Genomic DNA, 22,149 nt, shown 5'->3' on the forward strand with positions numbered 1-22,149 from the left:
AAGGAGCACATGGTGGGACAGGTCAGCGCCTCCAGTTCGATCGTCGTGGCGGCGGATCCGAAGCGCACCCTCGACGCGATCGCGGATTACGAGAAGGTGCGCCCGGCGATCCTCTCCTCGCACTACCGCGACTACAAGGTGGTCGAGGGCGGGCAGGGCGCGGGCACCGTCGCCGAGTGGACGCTGCAGGCCACCGAGAAGCGCTCCCGCAATGTGCACGCGGTCGTCTCGGTCTCCGATTCCATGGTGACGGAACGGGATTCGAACTCCTCCATGGTCACCGCCTGGACCGTGACCCCCTCCGGCTCCGGCTCGCTGGTCACCGTGCGCACCACCTGGAAGGGCGCGGGCGGCATCGGCGGCATCTTCGAGGGCATCTTCGCGCCGCTCGGCCTGAAGAAGATCCAGGCCGAGGTGCTCGAGAACCTGAAGAAGGAACTGGCCTAGTTCTGCCGGCCTAGTTCTCCTGGCCGATATCGAACAGGTTGCCCTCCGGGTCGGCCATCGTCGCCCACTTCACGCCGTATTCGTCGAAGTCCGCGATGTGCTTGGCCCCCAGGGCGACCGCCCGTTCGATCTCGTCGCTCAGCGCGCCGCCGGTCAGATCGAGGTGGACGACGTTCTTGCCGGGATTCTTGTCCGGCACCGCCACGAACATGAATGTCGGTGTGGCGGCGGCATTGTCGATGGTCGCGAAGTGCTCGTTCGCACCCTCGTCGACGGTGCGGTCCAGCAACTGCGCGTAGAAGCCCGCCAGCGCGGCGGCATCGTGGCAGTCGAAGACGATATTGCCGAGGGTCAGTGCCATGGTTCTCTCCTTCTGGTGTTTTCCAACTCAGAGCCGGCCGATCGGCCAGCAGACTTCGGTGCGGTAGTCGTCGGGCTCGGCGTCACCGGGCCCGACCAGGTAGATCTCGCGCACGGGTTCGGTGAGCGCGGAGTCGTGTTCGGCCACATGGCTGCCCAGCGCGCCATAGGTCCGGTCGAAATCGGTGAACGGGCCCGCGTGCACGGCGATGGCGAAGCGACGGGCCGGTAGGTCCAGCACGACCCCGGCATCGAAGCGGTCCCGATGCCGCGCCTCGATGGGCACATAGGTGACGACCTCGCCCTCGTCGTATTCGAAGAACTCGGTCGCGTAGGTCGCGCCCCCGGGCCCGGCGGGCGCCAGATCGGCGGCGGCCAGCTGCCCGTACATGGAGCCGAAGCTGTACTCGCACCATTCGCCGCAGTCGTCGCGCGTCACCTTCGTGGCCATGGCCAGCACGGGATGGCTTGTGATGGAACGGTATTCGACCGAGATCGCCGCCGACGGCAGCAACAGCGCCTTGAGCGAGGCCACCACGTCGCGGGTGCGCACCAGCTCCGCCTCCATGCGCTCGAGGTGCGCGCGGATCGCCGCGTCCCGCGCCGCCTGGTCCGGCGCGGCCATGACCGCCTTGATCTCCGGCAGCGGCATGCTCAGCTCGCGCAGCCGTTTGATCAGATGCGCCTGGTCCACCTGCTCGGTCGAGTAGAACCGATAGCCCGAGCTCGGATCGATCGAGACCGGCGCCAGCAGCTCGATCTCGTGGTAGTACCGGAGCGTCTTGATGGTCAGGTAGGTGAGCCGGGAGAACTCGCCGATCGGAACCGTCGCTGTCATGCCCTAAGCGAACACCCTCCAGCGAGGGGAGAGTCAAGAAGATCGCCGCGCCCCGCCGACTAGGCTGGGGAGCAATCACCATCCCTCAGGAAGGACGCGCCGTGCAGCCCGGTGAAGGTTTCGACATGCAGGCCTTGATGGCCCAGGCCCAGCAGATGCAGCAGGCCGTCATGGCCGCGCAGCAGGAGATCGCGGAATCCGAGGTCGAGGGCGAGGCCGGCGGCGGCCTGGTGCGCGCCAAGATCCGCGCCACCGGTGAGGTGCTGGCGCTGACCATCGACCCGAAGGTGGTCGATCCCGAGGACGTCGAGACGCTGCAGGATCTCATCATCGGCGCGCTCAACAACGCCATGGAGTCCGCGCAGAACCTGGCCGCCGAGCGTTTGGGCCCGCTTGCCGGTGGTTTCGGCGGCGGCGCGCTGCCCGGATTCTGAGCGGGGCGGCGTAGGTGTACGAGGGTCCGGTTCAGGATCTCATCGACGAGCTGGGCAAACTGCCCGGCGTCGGCCCGAAGAGCGCGCAGCGCATCGCCTTCCACCTGTTGCAGGTAGAGCCCCCCGAGATCGACCGCCTGCAGGCGGCGCTGCAGAAGGTGCGCGACGGCGTGCGGTTCTGCGCCGTCTGCGGCACCGTCTCCGACGGTGAACTCTGCCGCATCTGCGCCGATCCGCGCCGCGACCGCACCATGATCTGCGTGGTCGAGGAGCCCAAGGATGTGCAGGCCATCGAGCGCACCCGCGAATTCCGCGGCCGCTATCACGTACTCGGCGGCGCGCTCGATCCATTGTCGGGCATCGGCCCCGATCAGTTGCGTATTCGGGAACTGCTGACCCGCATCGGAAATCAGGACGACGGCGTGGACGTCACCGAGGTCATCATCGCCACCGATCCGAATACCGAGGGCGAGGCGACGGCCACGTATCTGGTCCGCATGCTGCGCGACTTCCCGGGCCTGAGCGTGACGCGCCTGGCCTCGGGATTGCCGATGGGCGGCGACTTGGAATTCGCCGACGAATTGACGCTCGGGCGAGCCCTTTCCGGTCGCCGAGCGCTGTAGCCGTTAAGTCCAGGTCGGCGGTGCGGGTAGCGCCGCCGGCTGGGGGCACGGAATGTGCTGAACGTTTCGGGGGATATCCGCCCCCGCGCCGCTGGCGTGTAAAGCCACCGCTATCGCGAAGGTAGCCGCTAATCCGGCCACGACTGCCAAGCCCTTGCGTAGGGTCCCCGCGCTCATGGTCGGACGTAGCTTCATCTCTCGCTCCTCGCCTCGGTGACTAATGCGAACAAGCCCGGAAACGCCGCGTGCAATTAGCCCTGTGTCGATCAAGTGAAAGATTAGCTTTCCGACACGCGGGAATCCGTCATTGCCGGGTAGGGCGAGCCGAAATTGAAATCGGTCCGTTATTCAAGGCTCAGAGCGTGAGTCGCTGCCAATCGAGTGCCGCGAATCCGGAACGATCTCCGGTGGCCCAACCCCAGATCAGATCGGCGACAATTCGCGAGTCGGTCGCGGTGGCGGCGAAATGCTTATCCGCCGACCCATCGCGGTATTCGAGGTCGTAATGGCCATCCGGATGCCGATAGGTCTGGATGTAGACCTGATCACCGGTTTCCACAATGAGATACGGACCGGGCTGTCCCAGGTTCGGAATCCATTCGTCGACCAGTTCTTTTGTCAGATACGGGAATTCGCCCGCACCGCCGTGGGTGACGGCGGCCTCGATCGATCCGGCCGGATCCAGCAGCCACGCCAGTTGCGGATCCCACACCGCGTAGCCGCGCGGAGTGGCCAGCTCGAACAACAGGTTCCGGGTGAACCCGAGCGAGTCGTAGGGCGTGGACACGAACAGCGCGTCGCCCAGCACCGCCTCGGCGGCGGGCGCGCCCAGGAAGGCGTCGATCTCGGGCAGCTCGGCATTGCGCTTGTCGAGCTCGGCCGCGATCTCGCCGACGACGTCGCCGGCCGGGCGGCCGTCCTGCGCCGTCAGATACGCGTCCACCGCTTCGGCGGACGCGGCGGCACCGGATGGCAGCAGAACCAGGTCGTAACTCACCCGGCCAGGCTAGTTGCTAGCCCGCCTGGGCCTTCCGACCGGTCTCCACCGTCGGCGCGGCGCAGGCGCAGCCGCCCGCTACATCGCCGCAGTCGGCCACGAAGATGTGCCGTGCCCGGGCGGTATCGAAACAGTCGGGTTCGGTGCACTCCACCGGACCGGTGGCATGCGCGATCAATGTCCCGTGACAGTGGTCGAGCGCCGATTCACACTCCGGGCAATCGCTTTCGGGCATCCCTTCCTCCTTCACCCCTCGTTACGGTGATATCACCCGGGTGCGACAACTGTGGGAGCTCACCGCGTGTCGCCCGATCTGTCGGAAAAACGCCAGCGTGGTCTGCCCTCCGCATGGTGAACTGGACGGATGGGGATCAAGGTTTCCCTCGAACATCGCACCACCTATTCCTTCGACCGCCCCGTGCGCGTCCATCCGCACGTGGTCCGGCTGCGCCCTGCGCCGCACACGCGCACCACCATCGAGGCGTACTCGCTGCGGGTCAGCCCGGGCAATCACTGGGTCAACTGGCAACAGGACGCGTTCGGAAACTTCCTGGCGCGCTTGATCTTCCACGAACCCACGCCGGAGCTGTCGATCGTGGTCGGGTTGATCGCCGATATGGACGCCATCAATCCGTTCGACTTCTTCGTGGAGGAGCAGGCCGAGCAGTTCCCGTTCGCCTACTCGCCGCAGCTGCTCGCCGATCTGGAGCCGTATCTGCGACCTGTGGACGAGGGCGAATCCGGGTCCGGGCCAGGTCCGTTGGTGCGCGACTGGGTGCGCCGGCACACCCCGCACGACCGGCCGCGCACCATCGAATTCCTGATCGCCGTGAATCAGGCGCTGCGCCAGGACGTCGCGTACACCATCCGGATGGAGCCGGGTGTGCAGACGCCCGATCACACGCTGCGCAGCGCCCTGGGCTCGTGCCGGGACTCGGCCTGGCTGCTGGTCTCCATCCTGCGCGAATTCGGCCTGGCCGCGCGCTTCGTCTCCGGGTATCTCATCCAATTGGCCCAGGACGTACCGTCTCTGGACGGACCGTCCGGCCCGCCCGCCGACTTCACCGACCTGCACGCCTGGACCGAGGTGTACCTGCCCGGCGCGGGCTGGGTCGGCCTGGACCCCACCTCCGGCCTGTTCGCGGGGGAGGGGCACATCCCGCTGGCGGCCACCCCGCACCCGGTGTCCTCGGCGCCCATCACCGGCGCCACCGACCCGGTCAACTCCACCCTGGATTTCTCCAACACGGTCCGCCGCATCCACGAGGATCCGCGAGTCACCCTGCCCTACACCGATTCCCAGTGGGAGCGCATCCGCGCCGCGGGCGCGGCCGTCGACGCCCGCACCGAGGCCGCCGGAATCGGCCTGACCATCGGCGGCGAGCCCACCTTCGTCTCCCTCGACGACCAGACCGGTCCCGAATGGACCACCGAGGCCGACGGCCCGGCCAAACGCGAACGCGCCGCCGACCTGGCCGAACGCCTCCGCCGCATCTACGCGCCGACCGGCCTGATGCAATACCGCCAGGGCAAGTGGTATCCGGGAGAACCGTTGCCGCGCTGGGAAATCGCCATGCACTGGCGCGACGACGGGGAGCCGCTGTGGCGGCGACCCGAACTCCTCGCGCACCCGTGGCTGTCCTTCGGAGAGGCCGTCGGTCCGACCGACCTGGCCGAGCCGGTTGCCCGAAAGCCGATACGGGACACGACAGACAGCGGCAAGGCCGTGGAAGCGCAGCCCGCCTTGATAGCGCAGACCCCGGCGGTGGCTCGGACCGTGGTGTCGGCGGAAGGACACGCGCGGCAGCGAATGAACGGGTCGCCGGGTGCTCTGGTCGACGCTCCGAGCCCGCGCGACTCGAGTAACGGAGCGGAGCCTCCGGAAGGCGACGCCGGCCCGGATCCCGTCGGCTCCGTTCCGGACTCACGGACCGCCCGCGCCGTGATCGCTCATATCGCGCGCGGATTGGGCCTGCCCGACAGTCAGGTGCGACCGGCCTACGAGGACCCGCTGCTCCGGTTGGCGGCGAAAGCCGCTGTACCGCACGGCGAGCCGGTCGCGGTCGACGAGGATATCGACATCGACCGGGATTCACCGGCGACTCGCGAGGCCCTGCTGGCACGCCTGGACACCTCCGTCGGCGAGCCCGCCGCGTACGTGCTGTCGCTGTACCGCCGCGACGACGAGGCGGGCTGGGCCAGCGCCGACTGGCGGCTGCGCCGGGGTCGAATCATGTTGACGGAGGGTGATTCTCCGGCGGGCCTGCGCCTGCCGCTGGGCTCGATCGCCTGGAACGCGCCGCCGCCGCGCCCGGAGGCCGACCCCTTCGCGCCGCGCCCGCCGCTGGAACCGGATGAGCCGCCCGCTGTGGTCGAGTCCGCCGAACGCGCGCCGATCACCGCGCTGGTCGCCGAGGTGCGCGACGGGCGATTGTTCGTATTCCTGCCGCCCGTCGGGGAATTCGGCGCGTACTGCGATCTGGTGCGGCGGGTGGAGGAGGCGGTGGCTGCGGCCGGGCAGCCGGTCGTGTTGGAGGGGTACCCGCCACCGGCCGACGGTCGGCTGCACATGCTGTCCATCGCGCCCGATCCGGGCGTGATCGAGGTGAATGTCCAGCCCACTTCGGGTTTCGAGGAGCAGGCACGGCTGCTGGACACCCTGTACGAGCAGGCTCGGCTGGCGCGGCTGAGCACCGAATCCTTCGATGTGGACGGCACCGACCGGGGGACCGGGGGCGGCAATCACATCACGCTGGGCGGCCGCACGCCCGCGCGGTCGCCGCTGCTGCGGCGGCCGGACCTGCTGGTCTCCATGCTCACCTACTGGCAGCGGCATCCGGCGCTGTCCTATCTGTTCTCGGGCCGGTTCATCGGACCGACCTCGCAAGCGCCGCGGGTCGACGAGGGGCGCGAGGACTCGCTCTACGAATTGGAGATCGCGTTCGCGGAGATCGCGCGGCTGAGCAATTCGAGCGAGGATCCCGACGAGCACACCGCCCCGCCCTGGGCGGTCGACCGTGCGCTGCGGCACCTGCTCACCGACCTCACCGGCAACACCCATCGCGCGGAATTCTGCATCGACAAGCTGTACAGCCCGGATTCGGTCCGCGGCCGTCTCGGACTGGTCGAGTTGCGCGGGTTCGAGATGCCGCCGCACTTCCGCATGGCCATGGTGCAGTCGCTGCTGGTGCGGGCGCTGGTGCTGCGGTTCTGGGAGCAGCCCTACACCGCGCCGCTCATCCGGCACGGCGCGAATCTGCACGGGCGGTATCTGCTGCCGCATTTCATCCAGGCCGATATCGCCGAGGTCGCGGCCGATCTGCGCTCGCACGGTATCGAATTCGATACCAGTTGGCTCGATCCGTTCTCGGAGTTTCGTTTTCCGCGCTTCGGCACGGTGGTACTCGGAGATATGGAAGTGGAACTGCGCGGCGCGATCGAACCGTGGAACACCCTCGGTGAACAGACCACGGCATCCGGCACCGCCCGCTACGTGGACTCCTCGGTGGAGCGCCTGCAGGTGCGGGTGACCGGGGCCGACCGCGATCGGTACGCGGTGACCTGCAACGGTTTCCCGCTGCCGCTGGTCGCGGCCGGGCGGGCCGATGTGCAGGTGGCGGGCGTGCGATATCGCGCCTGGCAGCCACCGGAATCGCTGCATCCGACGATCACCGTGGACGCGCCGCTGGTCTTCGACGTGATCGAGCTCGAGACCGGGTTGTCGCGTGGCGGCTGCACGTATCACGTGAGTCATCCCGGCGGCATGTTCTACGCCGGGCCGCCGGTGAATTCCGTGGTGGCGCAATCCCGGCGCAATCGGCGATTCGAGGCCACCGGGCACTCTCCGGGACCGGTGGATATCGCGGATCTGCGTGCCAAAATGGCTGTACAGGCAACGGACGTCGGAGCGCCCGGAATTCTCGATCTGCGCCGGGCGCGGACCGTGTGGGGCCTCGCGGGCGACCGATAGGCAGGCATACCCGGGGATGTGGTTGCGGTGACAGTGCTGGATGCGGTGCCGCCCGGTGACGCCACGCCGGAAGAGCCCGATCGGTGGGACACCCTCGCGGCGCGGCGCGGCGTGCTCGAGGACTTCGCGAATTACCGTGCCGCCGCGGCCGATACCGGTGCGCTCGACGCCTGCGGCCTGCCCACCGGCGGCTACTACGACGAACTCGTCGACCGCGACGGCCGCCTGCGCACCATGTGGGCCGACCTGTCCGCCGACTTCCTCGACCAGGGCCGCGAGGGCCTGCACCGCATCGACGGCCGGGTGCGACGCCTCATCGAGGACGACGGCATCACCTACACCGAACTGACCACCTCCGAGGAACCCGCCACCCCGTCCCCGTGGCGGCTGGACCCGATCCCGCTGCTGCTCTCCGACACCGACTGGACCGCCCTGGAATCCGGTGTGGTGCAACGCTCCCGGCTGCTCGACGCGGTGCTGACCGATGTGTACGGGGCGCGCCGCACCCTCACCGAGGGCCTGCTGCCGCCGCAGCTGGTGTTCGGCCACCGGGGGTATGTGCGTGCGGCACACGGTATTTCGCTGCCCGGACGGCATCAGCTGTTCCTGCACGCCTGCGATGTCAGCCGCTGGAGCGACACCGGCTTCCGGGTGCTCGCCGACTGGGCGCAGGCCCCCTCCGGCGCGGGCTACGCGCTGGCCGATCGCCGCGTCGTCTCCGCCGCCATTCCGGAGGCCTTCGAACTGGCCAGCCCGCGCCCTCTCACCCCGTTCGTGCGCGCCATGCGCCTGATGCTCATCGAGGCCGCGCCGCAGGCCGGTGACGAGGATCCCGTGGTGGTGGTGCTGAGCCCGGGCGTGCACTCCGAAACCGCCTTCGATCAGGCGTATCTGGCGTCGGTGCTGGGTTTCCCGCTGGTGGAGAGCGCCGACCTGGTGGTGCGGGACGGCTTCCTGTGGATGCGCTCGCTGGGCACCCTGAAGCGGGTCGACGTGGTGCTGCGCCGGGTGGACGCCGAATTCTCCGATCCGCTGGATCTGCGGCCGGATTCGCGGCTGGGCGTGGTGGGCCTGGTCGAGGTGCTGCGCCGCGGCGCGGTCGCGGTGGTCAACACCCTGGGCAGCGGGCTGCTGGAGAATCCGGCGCTGTCGGCCTTCCTGCCCCGCCTGTCGCGGCAGCTGCTGGACGAGGAGCTCACCCTGCCGGGCATCGAATCCTATTGGGGTGGCGAGGATTCCGAACGCTCACATTTGACCGCCAATCTGCACCGCCTGATCCTGCGCTCCGCGGTGGATGACACGACGGTATTCGGACCCCTGCTGACCGCGGTCCAGCGCGCCGAATGGCGGGCCCGCATCGAGGCCGAGGGCTGGAAATGGGTCGGCCAGGAACCCGCGCGGTTCTCGGTGGCCCCGGCCGTCGACGGCTCCGGCGGACTGGCCGCCGCACCCGTCGCGGTGCGGCTGTTCTCGCTGGCCGGTCGGGTCGGATATCGCGTCATGCAGGGCGGTTTGGGGCAATTGCATCAGCGCGGCGGACCCGACGGCATGATCGGCGAGGCGGCCGCCAAGGACGTCTGGGTGCGCGCCGCGCCCGCCGCCGTCCCGGCCGTACCCGCCGTCGAGGTGCCCCCCGCAGTCGAGGTGCCAGAGGAGCGCGAGCGCCGGGTGGCCGCCGTCGCCTCGGTGGATGTGGTCAGCTCCCCGCGCGTGCTCGACGACCTGTTCTGGCTGGGCCGCTACGGCGAGCGCGCCGAGGTCACCGCGCGCCTGCTCGGCGCCATCCACGACCGGCACCAGGACTACCGGTACCGGCCATGGATGGAGGGCGCGGAGGCCATGCCGGTGCTCATGCGGGCGCTGAGCCGGATGACCGGGGCCCCGCTGCCGCCACCGAGACAGACCGCGGCGCAACGTGATGCGGCGGAGAAGCGGCGCAACCGGCGCAAGCAATCGCAGTCGCAGTCCCAATCACAGTCGCAGTCGTCGCAGAGCCAATCCCAGTCGCTGTCCCCGCGCCGCCGCGAGTACTCCGACGAGCCGACCGTCCCGATCGCCCTGCCCGGCGCGTCCCGCCGCGACCACGACTACCTGGTCGCCCTCACCGTCGATCGCGAGCTCCCCGGTTCCGTCGCCTTTTCCGTGGAGCGCTACGCGAAGGCCGCACGTGCCGTGCGTGATCAGCTCTCACCCGACACCTGGATGGTGCTCGGCTCCATCGACCGCGCCCTCGCCGAATACCGCGGCGTCCGTGGCGATCGCGGCGCCGCGCTCTCGACCGTCCACTCCAAGACCCTGTCCGGCCTGCTGGCGCTCACCGGCATCGACGCGGAATCGACCGTGCGCGACACCGGCTGGCACGTCATGGATATCGGCCGCCGCCTGGAGCGCGCGCTGGCGCTGTCCTCCCTGCTGGCCGCGGCCCTCACCGACACCTATCCGCCCGAGGTCGGCCGCGTGGTGACCGACGCCGTACTGACCGCCACCGTCTCCGCCGTGAGTTACCGCCGCCGCCACCGGGATTCGGTCCGCATCGCCGCGGTCGCGGGCCTGCTGCTGTTCGACGACCACAATCCGCGTTCCCTGGCCTACCAGCTGGCACGCCTGGACGACGACTTCCTGGCGCTGCCCGGAGCCTCCGGATCCTCACGCCCGCAACGGCTCCTGGCCGACGCCCAGCGCATGCTGCGCCGCCTCGACCCCGCCGACCTGGAGGTCACCGACGCCGACGGTCACCGCACCGAATTCGCCGAACTCCTCGACGGCGTCCATCTGCGGCTGCGCAAGATGTCCGAATCCTTCGAGGCCACCCGGCTTTCGGTGCCGCGCGACATCCAGCCCCTGTGGGGCACCACCCGGGTGGTGGGCTGATGCGCCGCCTGCGAGTCCTGCACCGCACCGTCTACGTGTACTCGGATGTCGTCAGCAGTTCCTACGGCCGCGCGTATCTCACGCCGCGTGAATTCCCGGGCCAGCACCTGCTCTCGCACGACATTCGCGTCGACCCGATCCCGTCGGACCGTTCGGTCGGCACCGATGTCTACGGCAACACGACCTTCTACTTCCATGTCACCGCCGAACACCGCCGCCTCGAGGTGACCGGCGAATCCCTGGTCGAGATCGCGCCCCCGCCCGCCCCCGAGGATCAGCCGACCTGGGAGCAGGCCCGCCCCACCGCCGGAAACGGCCCGCTCGCAGTCGAATTCACCCTCGACCTGACCCCGCCGGAGATCATTCCGGAGGTCGCCGCATACGCGGCCGAATCCTTCCCGCCCGGGCGCCCGCTGCTGGAGGCGGTGAAGGAACTGACCACCCGCATCCACACCGACTTCACCTACGAATCCGGTTCCACCACCGTCAGCACCCGAGTCGCCGACGTGTTCGCCGACCGCCGCGGCGTCTGCCAGGACTTCGCCCGCCTCGGCATCGCCTGCCTACGCTCCCAGGGCCTGGCCGCCCGCTACGTCTCCGGCTATCTCGCCACCGACCCGCCCCCGGGCAAGGAGCGCATGGTCGGCGCGGACGCCACCCACGCCTGGGCGGCGGTGTGGCTGCCCGGCGACGAGTGGATCGGCTTCGACCCCACCAATGATCAGTTCGCCGACGACCGCTACGTCACCGTCGGCTGGGGCCGCGACTACGCCGATGTCCCGCCGCTGCGCGGCATCATCTACACCGACGCCAAGGAATCCACCATCACGGTCTCCGTGGACGTCGCACCCGTAAAGGACTGAACCGTGCGCGATTTCGCCTGCCCCCGCTGCGGCCAGCAACTGGCCTTCGAGAACACCGTCTGCCTCGGTTGCGGTTCCGACATCGGCTATAGCCTCGAGGCGCGGGCGCTGCTCCTCGTCGATCCCGGCGAGTTTGCCATGTGTGCGAACCAGTATGTGGCGCAATGCAACTGGCTGGTCCCCGCCGGCGCGCCCGGCCTGTGCGAGTCCTGCCGCCTGACCCGCCGTCGCCCGGGCGCGCTGGAAGACAAGTGGCTCACCGCCTTCGGGGAGGCCGAGGCCGCCAAGCGCCGCCTGGTCGTCGAACTCACCGAACTCGGTCTGCCCCTCATCGACCGCACCACCGATCCCGAGCTCGGCCTGGCCTTCGAGCTGCTCTCCAGTGCCGACGATCCCGTCACCACCGGCCACGAACACGGTGTCATCACCCTCGACCTGGCCGAGGGCGACGATCTGCACCGCGAGCGCCTGCGCGTGGAGATGGCCGAGCCCTACCGCACTGTGCTCGGGCACTTCCGCCACGAGATCGGGCACTACTACCAGCTGCTCCTGATCACCGACGGCGACCACATCAAACGGTTCCACAACCTGTTCGGCGACCCCTTCGCCGACTACCAGCAGGCCCTGGACCGCCACTACGCCGAGGGCGCGCCACCCGGCTGGGAGAACACCCACGTCTCCTCCTACGCCACCATGCACCCCACCGAGGACTGGGCCGAGACCTTCGCCCACTACCTGCACATCCGCGACACCCTCGACACCGCGGCCGCCTTCGGCTTCGCACCCGCCGGGGCCACCCTGGACCGCTCCCCGATCGGCGATGCCGCCTTCGACCGCATCATCGAACTCTGGCTGCCCCTGGTCTGGGCGCTCAACATGATGAATCGCGCCATGGGCCACCGGGATCCGTATCCCTTCGTGCTGGCCGACCCGGTTCTGGACAAAATGCGCTTCATTCACGAACTCTGCGTGTCCGCCGCGCAGGGGTGACACACTCGGACCGTGCTGGTGCAGACCTCGGGTGTGGCCCCCGCCTCCCCGGCTTCCGGGCATCTATTGCCCGCATGTAAACTCGTGATCATCATGCAGCGGGCACTTCTCCTCGGCCGCCGCGACGGGTTCTGATACGGACCGGCTCCCGTCGCGGGGATGTGCCGTGCCGGTCTACCCCATACCTGGGATCCAGCCACACCTCGGAGATAAATCGCCATGTCCCCTGCTGACGCTTTCGTATCCGGTACGCGCAACATCACCCCGCCGTCCAAGCCCGCGCCCGCCGACCAGCCCGCCTGGAATACGCAGAAGAACTCCTCCATGCCGGTGTTCCGGTACCGGCCCTTCGCCGAGGAGGTCGAGCCGGTCGAGCTGCCCGACCGCACCTGGCCGGACAAGATCATCGACCGCGCGCCCGGCTGGTGTGCCGTGGACCTGCGCGACGGCAACCAGGCCCTGATCGATCCGATGAGCCCGGCCCGCAAGCGCCGCATGTTCGACCTGCTGGTGCGCATGGGCTACAAGGAGATCGAGGTCGGCTTCCCGTCCGCCTCGCAGACCGACTTCGACTTCGTCCGCGAGATCATCGAGGACGGCGCGATTCCGGACGACGTCACCATCCAGGTGCTGACCCAGTCCCGCGCCGAGCTGATCGAGCGCACCTTCGAGGCCTGCGCCGGCGCCTCGAACGTGATCGTGCACTTCTACAACTCGACCTCGATCCTGCAGCGCAAGGTCGTGTTCCGCGCCGACCGCGACGCCGTCAAGAAGATCGCCACCGACGCCGCGAAGCTGTGCCTGGAGGTCGAGAAGCGCTACCCGGACACCAACTGGCGCTACGAGTACAGCCCGGAGTCCTACACCGGCACCGAGCTGGACTACGCCCGCGAGGTGTGCGACGCGGTCTCCGAGATCATCCAGCCCACCCCGGCCAAGCCGCTGATCATCAACCTGCCCGCGACCGTGGAGATGGCGACCCCGAACGTCTACGCCGACTCCATCGAGTGGATGCACCGCAACCTGGCCCGCCGCGACTCCATCGTGCTGTCGCTGCACCCGCACAACGACCGCGGCACCGCCGTGGCCGCCGCGGAACTGGGCTACCAGGCCGGCGCCGACCGCATCGAGGGCTGCCTGTTCGGCAATGGCGAGCGCACCGGCAACGTCTGCCTGGTCACGCTGGGCATGAACATGTTCTCCCGCGGCATCGACCCGCAGATCGACTTCAGCAATATCGACGAGATCCGCCGCACGGTCGAGTACTGCAACCAGCTGCCGGTCGCCGAGCGCCACCCCTACGGCGGCGATCTGGTCTACACCGCCTTCTCCGGCTCGCACCAGGACGCCATCAACAAGGGCCTGGACGCCATGAAGGCCGCCGCCGACGCGCAGGGCGCGGATGTCGACGACATCGTGTGGGAGGTTCCGTACCTGCCCATCGACCCGAAGGACGTCGGCCGCACCTACGAGGCCGTGATCCGGGTGAACTCGCAGTCCGGCAAGGGCGGCGTCGCCTACATCATGAAGACCGATCACGGGCTGGTGCTGCCGCGCCGCCTGCAGATCGAGTTCTCGCAGGCCGTCCAGAAGATCACCGACGGCGAGGGCGGCGAGGTCACCCCGAAGGAGATGTGGGACGTCTTCTCCGAGGAGTACCTGACCCCGATCCTGCCGCTGGAGCGCATCCGCCAGAAGGTCACCGCCTCCGAGGTCGACGGCGGCGTCGACCACATCGAGGCCGTGGTCAAGGTGGACGGCGTCGAGCACGCCATCGCCGGTGAGGGCAACGGCCCGCTGGCCGCCTTCGTCGACGCCCTGGCCACCATCGACTACGACGTGCGGGTGCTGGACTACAGCGAGCACGCCATGTCCTCCGGTGACGACGCCCAGGCCGCGGCCTACGTCGAGGTCGCCATCGGCGACCAGGTCACCTGGGGCGTCGGCATCGCCACCTCGATCACCACCGCCTCGCTGCGCGCGGTGGTCTCGGCGGTCAACCGAGCTGCTCGTAAGAGCTGAATGAAAGCGCTGGTAGGAGAGCCCGTCTCGACTTCGTCGAGGCGGGCTCGCCACGTCTGGAGGGCTCGAGAATGCTAGCGTTGGGACGCAATAGCGCCGAGCTCTCTGTTCGAGCTGTCGAGCAGATGGGGGACACGTGACCACGAAAGATCAGAATTCGACCTCGAAGCCTGTCGAGCAGGAGGACGTCGACGACGCCGTGAAGGCGTCGGAGGCGGACGCGGCAGCGCTGGACGAGTCCGCCGGGGCCAAGGAAGGCGGGGCCGACTCCGAGGATCAGGTGGCCGGGTTCTTCCCGCCGGTGCCGGACTCGATCGACCAGACGGTGCACATGGGCGGGGGGCCGTTCCCGGGTGGACCGGGCGGCCCGAATCCCTTTGCCGCGCCGGGTGGCCCGTTCGCGGGCCCGGGCGGTCCCGACGGCCACAATCCCTTCGCGCCGGGCGGCCCGGGGCCTTACGGCCCTCCGGGCTTCCCGCCGCCGGATTCCGGGCAGTTCGCGCCGCCGCCGAATCCCGGTGCGCCGAACGGTTTTCCGGCCCCGGGCGGGCCGCTGGGCGAGGTGGTCGACCACACGCCGTACGGCGATATCCGCCAGGAGATCGGCAGCGACGGCATGGTGCGCCGGGTCTTCCCCGATCAGGCCGGTGCTTCGGGCGAGGGCGAAACGCCCATGGAGCCCGGGCATTTCGGCGGACCGGGCCAGCCGGGCCAGTTCGCGCCGTCCAATGATCAGCCGGGCGGGCCGATCTACAGCTGGTCGCCGCCCCCGGCCGCGCCGCCGCAGCAGCAGCAACCGCCGCAGCCGCAGGTGGGCTTCCAGCCGGGCTGGAATCCGCAGTCGCAGCCGGGTTTTCCGCAGCAACAGCAGCAGCCCGGCGGTTTCGGGCAGCAGTACGGCCAGCAGCCGATGCCGCCGGGACATTCGGTCAATGACCTGAACCTGTTGAAGCGGGCCAAGCGCGCACCGCGCAGCGGCTGGCGCCGCGCCGTGCACAAGGCGTCCGGCGGCGCCATCAATCCGGGCGAGTCGGCCGCGGATGTGGTGTACCGGCAGCTGGTGGACCGGGTCAACCAGCCGGTGCGCGGGGACTACCGGATCGCCATCCTGTCGCTCAAGGGCGGCGTCGGAAAGACCACCACCACGGTCGGTCTCGGCTCCACCTTCGCCTCGCTGCGCGGTGACCGCGTCATCGCCATCGACGCCAACCCGGACCTCGGGACGCTGGCCCACCGCGTTCCCCGGCAGACCCGCTCCACGGTGCGAAACCTGTTGGAGGACGGGCACATCAGCCGGTACTCCGATGTGCGGGCGCACACCTCGCAGGCCCCGAGTCGCCTGGAAGTGCTTGCCTCCGAACAGGATCCGGCGGTGTCGGAGGCGTTCTCCGAGGCGGACTACCGCAAGGCCATCGGCATCCTGCAGCAGTTCTACAACATCATCCTCACCGACTGCGGCACCGGCCTGATGCACTCGGCCATGTCCGGCGTGCTGGATATGGCGAGCTCGCTGGTGCTGGTCACCTCCCCGGCCATCGACGGCGCGCGCAGCGCCTCGGCGACCCTGGACTGGCTCGACCACCACGGCTACCACAAGCTGGTGGAGCGAACCGTGGTGGTGGTCAACGCCTCTCGCAAGGGATCCTCGACCGTGGACCTGGACCAGCTGCGCAAGCTGTTCCTGGACCGCACCCGCGCGGTGCAGGTCGTCCCGTTCGACGACCACCTGGCCGAGGGCGCGGAGATCGACCTGGAACTGGTCGGCAAGCCCACCCGGCGCGCACTGCTGGAGCTGGCCGCCATGGTGGCCGACGATTTCGGCTATCACGCGGCGCAGCAAGGGTTCCCGCCGCAGGGCGGCTACCAGCAGCCGCCGCAGGGTGGTTATCAGCCGCAGCCGGGCGGCGGCTACCCGCAGCCGGGCGACGGCGGCTACCCGCCGCAGCACTAGCTCCGCGAAGACGAGAATGTCCCGCAGTTCGAATCGAACTGCGGGACATTCCGTTTGCCGGAGGTCAGGCCCTGACCAGGGGCGCCAGCGCGCGACCGGCGAGTTCCACCGCGCCCGCCTCGTGGCCGTTGGTCACCATGTTCACGATGACGCCGTCGATTCCCTGATCGAGCACCCGCGTCTGGATCTGCTCGGCGACCTGGTCCGGGGTGCCGACGAACTGGCGGTCGGCCGGGGTCTGGCGCAGTGCCTCCACGGGCAGCGCGCCCAGGTCGGTGATGCCGATCCGGGCCAGCATCTCGGCCTGGGTCTTGCGCGCGCGATCGCCGTCCTCGTCGACGATGACGAACGCCAGGAAGCTGGTCTCCAGCGTCTTCGGATCGCGGCCGACCTCGTCCAGGCGCGCGTGCAGGGCGTCGAGCTTGCGCGGCAGCTCGGAGGCATTGCAGATGATGTTGAGGTGGTCGGCGAAGCGCGCCGCCAGCCCGAAGGTCTTCTTCTCGCCGCCACCGCCGAGCAGGATCGGCAGATCGTCGCGCACCCGCGGCTCGTTCATGGCGTCCTGGGTGCGATACCACTTGCCGTCGTGGGTGGAGTGCTGCCCGCGCAGCATCGGCGTGATGATCTCGAGGGCCTCCTCGAGCTTCTCGAACCGCTCGGTGAAGGTGCCGAAGTCGAATCCGTAGGCCTGGTGCTCGAGCTCGAACCAGCCGGCCCCGATGCCCAGCACGGCCCGCCCCCGGCTCACCACGTCCAGGGTGGTGACGGTCTTGGCGGTGAGCGCCGGATTCCGGTAGGTATTGCCGGTCACCAAGGCGGACAACTGAATCCGCTCGGTCGAGGCCGCCAGCCCGGACAGCGCCGTGTACGCCTCCAGCATCGGCTCCTCGGGCGCCCCGAGCAGCGGCAATTGGTAGAAGTGATCCATCACGAAGGCCGCGTCGAACCCCGCCGCCTCGGCCTCGCGCGCCTGCGCCACCACCGCCGGGAACAAGTCCCGCGGCGCGACCCCGTAGCTGAAGTTCGGCATCTGATACCCGAGTCGAATGCTCATGCCGCCACGCTAAAACTTGGAGTGCACTCCAAGTCAACCGCTGAATTCCGGTGTTCCGCGGCGCTACTCCGCGCCCGTCGCGCGGCGGGCCGCGGTCTGGAAGGCGGCGATGACCATGGCGACCGCGGGGCGCTTGTCGGCATGGGGCCGGGTGGCGAGGTCGTAGACGCGGGCGGCGCGGACACCGGCCAGGCGGAGCATGACCAGGTCGGGGTGGCGGACGGCGTAGCGGGGCATGAGGGCGATGCCGTAGTTGCTGGCCACCAGGGCCTCGATGACGCTGAATTCGTTGAGCCGCTGGGCTATTCGGGGCTGGACGCCGGTGACCGTGGCGATCGAGCGCAGCACGTCGTCGACCGGGAACCCGGTGCGGACGCTGACCCAGGTCTCGTCGGAGAGCTCGGCGGGCACCACCGCACCCTGCCGGGCCAGGCGATGATCGGGAGCGACCACCACGTCGATCGGCTCGCGCATGAGAACCCGTGCGGACACCCGGGGGCCGCCCAGCGAGGGCGCCCGCTCATCGCGGTGGGTGAGGACCACGTCGTAATCGGCCAGCAAACGCGGCACCTCACCCGGTGGCACGTCCTCGTCGGCCGCCACCACCTCCACGCCGCTGTCCGCCAATTCGGCCAGCACATGTGGCAGCAGCAGGGTCGCCCCCGACGGAAACAGGGCCACCCGCACCCGCCCACGCGGCGAGCCGCGATACTCGGCCATCTCCGTGACCGCGCGTTCCATGGCCTCGAGCACCTCATCGGCCCGGACCACGAGCGCCCGTCCCGCGTCGGTCAACCGCACCCGCCGACCATCGGGCTCCAGGAGCGCGACGCCCGCTTCCTTGGCCAACACCTTCAACTGCTGCGACACCGCCGACGGCGTCATCGACAGTGCTTCGGCCACAGCGGCAACCGTCCCGCGATCGGCCAATTCGCGCAGGACGCGCAGCCTTTCCAGCGACATGAGCGGCCCGGCCGGTGCCTCGGTCCGCTCGGCTCCGGTCGTTTTGGCCGCCACCACCCGCCGCGCCCGTGCCGGGGTGCTCGGCGGCGTGCCGGTCTCCGCGCGGGCGGGACCGCGCGACACATCCGGCGCGGATTCGCCGGGCGTGTCCCGGGTGACGCGGCGTGGAGGCGGGACCGAGCGGGGTGGATCTGCTTGCACGGTTAAGTTGTACTACATCGTTGTTGCAGAATTATTCGATTGTTCTTACCTATTGGTGCCCGCAAGATTTTCGGCATGACCAATCGCGATCGACTGCTCGGGCTCACGGTGGTGGTGCTGTGGGGCCTGAACTTTCTGGCCATTCATGTGGGGCTGGAGCACTTCCCGCCGTTCTTCTTCGCGGGGCTGCGGTTCGCCGTGATCGCGATTCCGGTGCTGATCTTCGTGCCGCGGCCGCAGGTGCCGTGGAAGTGGCTGCTGCTGTACGGGGTCGGGTTCGGGATCCTGCAGTTCGCCTTTCTGTTCACGGCCATGCGGACCGGGATGCCAACCGGTCTGTCGTCGCTGGTGCTGCAGTCGTCCGCGCCGTTCACCGTGCTGCTGGGCGCGGTCTTCCTGCGGGAGCGGCTGCGCGGCATTCAGCTGGCGGGCATCGCGGTGGCCATGGCCGGTATGGCCGTGATCGGCTGGGACCGTTCGCATCACGCGGCGCTGTTGCCGCTGCTGCTGACCCTGCTCGGCGGATTGGGCTGGGCCTTCGGCAATATCGGATCCCGTTTGGCCGCCGCCGAATCCGAGAACGTCAACCCGCTGCACCTGACCCTGTGGATGGCCGTGGTGCCGCCGATCCCCATGTTCACGCTGTCCGCGCTGACCGAGGGCCCTACCACCGGCTGGAACGATCTGCTGGACTCGTTCTCGCCGAGCGGCTGGCCCGCCTTCGCCGCCCTGGCCTACATCGTCCTGCTGGGCACCATCGCCGGCTCGGGCCTGTGGACCTATCTGATGAGCCGCTATCCGGCGAGCACGGTGGCCCCGCTGTCGCTCGCGGTGCCGGTGGTCGGCATCGCGGCCTCCTGGGCCTTCCTGAACGAGACTCCGTCGGCATTGGCCCTGGTCGGAGCCGTGATCGTGATCGTCGGAGCGTTCACCGCGACCTCGGCCGGCCGGAAAGCCCCAAAATTCCGGGGCATCAGTCTGAAAATTTCCACCCCAACGGACCATCTGTCTGCGACAGCTCCTTAGGATCCTCCCCAGGCGTGGGAGGTAACGGGTATGGCAGGACAGCGTTTGTCCGTCACGCGGCGGACAGTGCTGCGTGGAGCGATAGCGGCCGGGGCGATGGCGGGGACGGTGGCGGCGGGGGCCGCGCGACCGACCTCCGCCCGAGCCGAGACCGGGCGTCGGGTGGCGGTGCTGGGCGGCGGGGTCGCGGGTCTGACCGCCGCCCACGAACTGGCCGAACGCGGCTTCGAGGTGACCGTCTACGAGCGGCGGGCCCTCGGCGGCAAGGCGCGCAGCATCGCGGTGCCGGGCAGCGGCAAGGACGGGCGGCCGGAACTGTGGGGTGAGCACGGATTCCGTTTCTTCCCCGGCTTCTACCGCCACATTCCCGACACCATGCGGCGAATCCCGTTCGCGGGCAATGCCAACGGTGTGTGGGACAACCTGGTCGCCGCCCCGGAAGCCCGGTTCTCCCGCACCGACGCCGACGACACCCTCATTCCCATGGGCAAGTTCGGCAAGATCTGGTCCACCCCGGCCGACTTCCGGGAGACGGTCGGCTCGGCCATCGCGACCTCGACCAGCATGGGCACCGCGGACGCCCTCTATTTCGCCAATCGCCTGCTGGTCTTCAACACCAGCTGCGACGCCCGCCGCTACGGCCAGTGGGACCAGGTCTCCTGGCGCGACTACGTGGGTGCGGGCAAGCGCTCCAACGAATTTCGCATGCTGCTCTCGCGGACGCTGACCACCCTGCTGGTGGCCGCGAAGGAGGACAAGGCCAGCACCCTCACCATCGGCACCATGGGCGAGCAGTTCCTGGGCAACCCGCTCGAGGTCGCCAATGACGGTGCGCTGGACCGGCTCCTGAACGGGGCCACCAACGAGGCGTGGATCGACCCCTGGGTGAACCGGCTCCGGGAACTGGGAGTCACCTTCGTCAATGCCGAGGTGCGCGGCCTGGATGTCGACGGTGCGCGGATCTCCGGTGCGCGCGTGGTCGATTCGTCCGGATCGGCCCAGACGGTCATCGCCGACCATTACGTGAGCGCGATGCCGGTGGAGGTGGCCCGCGCCCTGTGGACACCCGAAATCCTCTCGCTGCGACCGGAATTGGCGGGCATGAGCCAGCTGACCGTGGACTGGATGACCGGCATCCAGTTCTTCCTGCGCCGCCGCACCGATATCGCGCGCGGCCACGTCGCCTACGTGGATTCGCCGTGGTCGCTGACCTCCATCTCCCAGGGCCAGTTCTGGAACCGCACGCCGGTCACCGGCCTGGGCGACGGCACCGTGGAGGACTGCCTGTCGGTAGACATCTCCGACTGGAACACGCCCGGCATGTTGTACGGCAAGACGGCCAAGGAGTGCACGCACGAGGAGATCGCCCGCGAGGTGTGGGCGCAGCTGAAGGCCCATTTGAACGATCGGGCCGACCTGCTGCGCGACGAGGATCTGCACTCCTGGTTCCTGGACACCGGGATCGCCTGGGATGCCGCGCAGAAACGCAATGTCAATGCCGATCCGCTGCTGATCAATACGGCCGGATCCTGGGCGCTGCGCCCGGAATCGCACAGCGCCACGCTCGGAAACCTGTTCCTGGCGGGCGATTACGTACGCACCAACGTGGACCTCGCCACCATGGAGGGTGCGTCCGAGGCGGCCCGCACGGCCGTGAACAAGATCCTCGACGTCTCCGGGTCGGATGCCCCGCGCTGCAAGCTGTTCACGCTCTACCGCTCCGAGGCGCTGGAACCGTTCCGGCAGCTGGACATCGCTCGCTTCACGGCGGGCCAGCCGAATATGTTCGACGCCTAGGGAATTTCTCACACCACGGGAAAATCGCTGGTGCGCACGGGTGCCGGGCGCGTTGAATCGAATCATGAGCGAGATCACCGACCCGGCCGAACTGCGTGAACTCCTGGGGGAGGTGAACCCGCGCGCCGTCTCCAAGGAGCGCGTCGCGCTGCACGCGCGGGACAAGCAGTGGATCGCGAATTCGCCGTTCGTGGTGCTGTCCACCAGTGACGCCGAGGGGAATTGCGACGCCTCCCCGAAGGGCGATCCGGCGGGTTTCGTGAAGGTGCTCGACGACCACACCATCGTGATTCCCGAGCGCCCGGGCAACCGCCGCGCCGACGGCTACCTGAACATCCTGTCCAATCCCCATGTGGGCGTGCTGTTCCTGATCCCCACCCGCGGCGAGACGCTGCGCGTGAACGGCCGTGCCCGGCTGGTCCGCGACGCACCGTATTTCGACGACATGGTGGTCAAGGGCCATCGCCCGATCCTGGCCATCGAGATCGCCATCGAGCAGATCTTCTTCCACTGCGCCAAGGCCATGCTGCGCAGCAATCTGTGGAAGCCGGAGAAGTGGGCCGAGGTCGATATGCCCTCGCACGCGACCATGGTCAAGGAACTGCAGCCGGCGACCCCGGAAACCGTGGAGCAGCTGGAGGATTACTACGCCAATCATTACGAGGAGCTGCTCTACAAGAGCTGACCGCGGTGTAGTTCACATCACCGGCCTCGATACCGCCCGCGCATCGCTCCCGCCGTC

General features: G+C 68.9%; 19 protein-coding genes. 13 read left to right on the forward strand and 6 right to left on the reverse strand.

What is annotated here, in order from left to right:
• Positions 1-12: 12 nt before the first annotated feature.
• A complete protein-coding gene (locus ON43_RS01290; protein ID WP_040802700.1) occupies positions 13-447 on the forward strand; it encodes an SRPBCC family protein in 435 nt (144 codons plus the stop codon).
• A 10-nt stretch (positions 448-457) separates the two neighbouring features.
• Here ON43_RS01290 and ON43_RS01295 read toward each other — a convergent pair whose 3' ends face one another.
• Together ON43_RS01295 and ON43_RS01300 are read right to left on the reverse strand one after the other, a co-directional pair.
• Positions 458-808, reverse strand: coding sequence for a VOC family protein (locus ON43_RS01295; RefSeq protein ID WP_040802587.1), 351 nt, complete (start codon positions 806-808; stop codon positions 458-460).
• 27 nt (positions 809-835) lie between these two features.
• On the reverse strand, positions 836-1,645 hold the full coding sequence (locus ON43_RS01300; RefSeq protein WP_040802588.1) for a MerR family transcriptional regulator: 810 nt from the start codon (positions 1,643-1,645) through the stop codon (positions 836-838).
• 101 nt (positions 1,646-1,746) lie between these two features.
• Between ON43_RS01300 and ON43_RS01305 the strand changes: the two genes are divergently transcribed.
• On the forward strand, positions 1,747-2,079 hold the full coding sequence (locus tag ON43_RS01305; RefSeq protein ID WP_040802589.1) for a YbaB/EbfC family nucleoid-associated protein: 333 nt from the start codon (positions 1,747-1,749) through the stop codon (positions 2,077-2,079).
• Positions 2,080-2,093: 14 nt separating this feature from the next.
• Positions 2,094-2,702 carry a recombination mediator RecR gene (recR, locus tag ON43_RS01310; RefSeq protein ID WP_040802590.1) on the forward strand — a complete coding sequence of 203 codons (609 nt, stop codon included), beginning with the start codon at positions 2,094-2,096 and terminating at the stop codon, positions 2,700-2,702.
• Between the two features lie 355 nt (positions 2,703-3,057).
• Here recR and ON43_RS01315 read toward each other — a convergent pair whose 3' ends face one another.
• Positions 3,058-3,699 (reverse strand): hypothetical protein, encoded by a 642-nt coding sequence (locus tag ON43_RS01315; protein WP_040802591.1) that lies wholly within the window; start codon positions 3,697-3,699, stop codon positions 3,058-3,060.
• Positions 3,700-3,715: 16 nt separating this feature from the next.
• On the reverse strand, positions 3,716-3,934 hold the full coding sequence (locus ON43_RS01320; protein ID WP_040802592.1) for a hypothetical protein: 219 nt from the start codon (positions 3,932-3,934) through the stop codon (positions 3,716-3,718).
• Between the two features lie 129 nt (positions 3,935-4,063).
• Here ON43_RS01320 and ON43_RS01325 point away from each other — a divergent pair, with 129 nt between their 5' ends.
• The 7 genes from ON43_RS01325 to ON43_RS43460 all read left to right on the forward strand — a co-directional run bounded on the left by ON43_RS01325 (position 4,064) and on the right by ON43_RS43460 (position 16,366).
• Positions 4,064-7,669, forward strand: coding sequence for a transglutaminase family protein (locus ON43_RS01325; RefSeq protein WP_040802593.1), 3,606 nt, complete (start codon positions 4,064-4,066; stop codon positions 7,667-7,669).
• A gap of 27 nt (positions 7,670-7,696) precedes the next feature.
• Positions 7,697-10,540: a circularly permuted type 2 ATP-grasp protein gene (locus tag ON43_RS46010; RefSeq protein ID WP_245568429.1), complete on the forward strand. Its 2,844-nt coding sequence runs from the start codon at positions 7,697-7,699 to the stop codon at positions 10,538-10,540.
• Complete coding sequence (locus tag ON43_RS01335; RefSeq protein ID WP_040802703.1) at positions 10,540-11,403, forward strand: transglutaminase family protein; 864 nt, start codon at positions 10,540-10,542, stop codon at positions 11,401-11,403. The genes ON43_RS46010 and ON43_RS01335 overlap by 1 nt, the downstream gene beginning before the upstream one ends.
• Before the next feature lie 3 nt (positions 11,404-11,406).
• Positions 11,407-12,393 carry a zinc-binding metallopeptidase family protein gene (locus ON43_RS01340; RefSeq protein ID WP_040802594.1) on the forward strand — a complete coding sequence of 329 codons (987 nt, stop codon included), beginning with the start codon at positions 11,407-11,409 and terminating at the stop codon, positions 12,391-12,393.
• A gap of 12 nt (positions 12,394-12,405) precedes the next feature.
• Positions 12,406-12,528 (forward strand): hypothetical protein, encoded by a 123-nt coding sequence (locus ON43_RS46705; RefSeq protein ID WP_281033289.1) that lies wholly within the window; start codon positions 12,406-12,408, stop codon positions 12,526-12,528.
• Positions 12,529-12,612: 84 nt separating this feature from the next.
• Positions 12,613-14,415, forward strand: coding sequence for a 2-isopropylmalate synthase (leuA, locus tag ON43_RS01345; protein ID WP_040802595.1), 1,803 nt, complete (start codon positions 12,613-12,615; stop codon positions 14,413-14,415).
• Between the two features lie 331 nt (positions 14,416-14,746).
• On the forward strand, positions 14,747-16,366 hold the full coding sequence (locus ON43_RS43460) for a MinD/ParA family ATP-binding protein (protein ID WP_083913084.1): 1,620 nt from the start codon (positions 14,747-14,749) through the stop codon (positions 16,364-16,366).
• A 64-nt stretch (positions 16,367-16,430) separates the two neighbouring features.
• On the opposite strand, the gene ON43_RS01355 is transcribed toward ON43_RS43460, so the two are convergent.
• On the reverse strand, positions 16,431-17,420 hold the full coding sequence (locus ON43_RS01355; RefSeq protein WP_040802596.1) for an LLM class F420-dependent oxidoreductase: 990 nt from the start codon (positions 17,418-17,420) through the stop codon (positions 16,431-16,433).
• Between the two features lie 63 nt (positions 17,421-17,483).
• Positions 17,484-18,383, reverse strand: coding sequence for a LysR family transcriptional regulator (locus tag ON43_RS01360; RefSeq protein WP_040802706.1), 900 nt, complete (start codon positions 18,381-18,383; stop codon positions 17,484-17,486).
• A 276-nt stretch (positions 18,384-18,659) separates the two neighbouring features.
• On the opposite strand from ON43_RS01360, the gene ON43_RS01365 reads away from it, so the two are divergent.
• The 3 genes from ON43_RS01365 (at position 18,660) to ON43_RS01375 (ending at position 22,092) form a co-directional block, all read left to right on the forward strand.
• Positions 18,660-19,610, forward strand: a complete 951-nt coding sequence (locus tag ON43_RS01365; RefSeq protein ID WP_051177745.1) for an EamA family transporter — start codon at positions 18,660-18,662, stop codon at positions 19,608-19,610.
• Between the two features lie 30 nt (positions 19,611-19,640).
• Positions 19,641-21,407, forward strand: coding sequence for a hydroxysqualene dehydroxylase (locus ON43_RS01370; RefSeq protein WP_040802597.1), 1,767 nt, complete (start codon positions 19,641-19,643; stop codon positions 21,405-21,407).
• Positions 21,408-21,471: 64 nt separating this feature from the next.
• Positions 21,472-22,092: a pyridoxamine 5'-phosphate oxidase family protein gene (locus tag ON43_RS01375; RefSeq protein WP_040802598.1), complete on the forward strand. Its 621-nt coding sequence runs from the start codon at positions 21,472-21,474 to the stop codon at positions 22,090-22,092.
• Positions 22,093-22,149: the final 57 nt, after the last annotated feature.

Origin of the sequence: Nocardia concava NBRC 100430, from assembly GCF_000308815.1 — a bacterium.
In the GTDB taxonomy this organism is placed as follows: Bacteria; Actinomycetota; Actinomycetes; order Mycobacteriales; family Mycobacteriaceae; genus Nocardia; species Nocardia concava.

Bases quoted from the DNA above. Each gene is read 5' to 3' on its own strand.
- leuA (WP_040802595.1), top strand. From the start codon at position 12,613: ATGTCCCCTGCTGACGCTTTCGTATCCGGTACGCGCAACATCACCCCG.
- ON43_RS01370 (WP_040802597.1), top strand. From the start codon at position 19,641: ATGGCAGGACAGCGTTTGTCCGTCACGCGGCGGACAGTGCTGCGTGGA.
- ON43_RS01335 (WP_040802703.1), top strand. From the start codon at position 10,540: ATGCGCCGCCTGCGAGTCCTGCACCGCACCGTCTACGTGTACTCGGAT.
- ON43_RS01355 (WP_040802596.1), bottom strand. From the start codon at position 17,420: ATGAGCATTCGACTCGGGTATCAGATGCCGAACTTCAGCTACGGGGTC.
- ON43_RS01300 (WP_040802588.1), bottom strand. From the start codon at position 1,645: ATGACAGCGACGGTTCCGATCGGCGAGTTCTCCCGGCTCACCTACCTG.
- ON43_RS01365 (WP_051177745.1), top strand. From the start codon at position 18,660: ATGACCAATCGCGATCGACTGCTCGGGCTCACGGTGGTGGTGCTGTGG.
- ON43_RS43460 (WP_083913084.1), top strand. From the start codon at position 14,747: ATGGGCGGGGGGCCGTTCCCGGGTGGACCGGGCGGCCCGAATCCCTTT.
- ON43_RS01320 (WP_040802592.1), bottom strand. From the start codon at position 3,934: ATGCCCGAAAGCGATTGCCCGGAGTGTGAATCGGCGCTCGACCACTGT.
- ON43_RS01360 (WP_040802706.1), bottom strand. From the start codon at position 18,383: ATGTCGCTGGAAAGGCTGCGCGTCCTGCGCGAATTGGCCGATCGCGGG.
- ON43_RS01375 (WP_040802598.1), top strand. From the start codon at position 21,472: ATGAGCGAGATCACCGACCCGGCCGAACTGCGTGAACTCCTGGGGGAG.
- ON43_RS01325 (WP_040802593.1), top strand. From the start codon at position 4,064: ATGGGGATCAAGGTTTCCCTCGAACATCGCACCACCTATTCCTTCGAC.
- ON43_RS01295 (WP_040802587.1), bottom strand. From the start codon at position 808: ATGGCACTGACCCTCGGCAATATCGTCTTCGACTGCCACGATGCCGCC.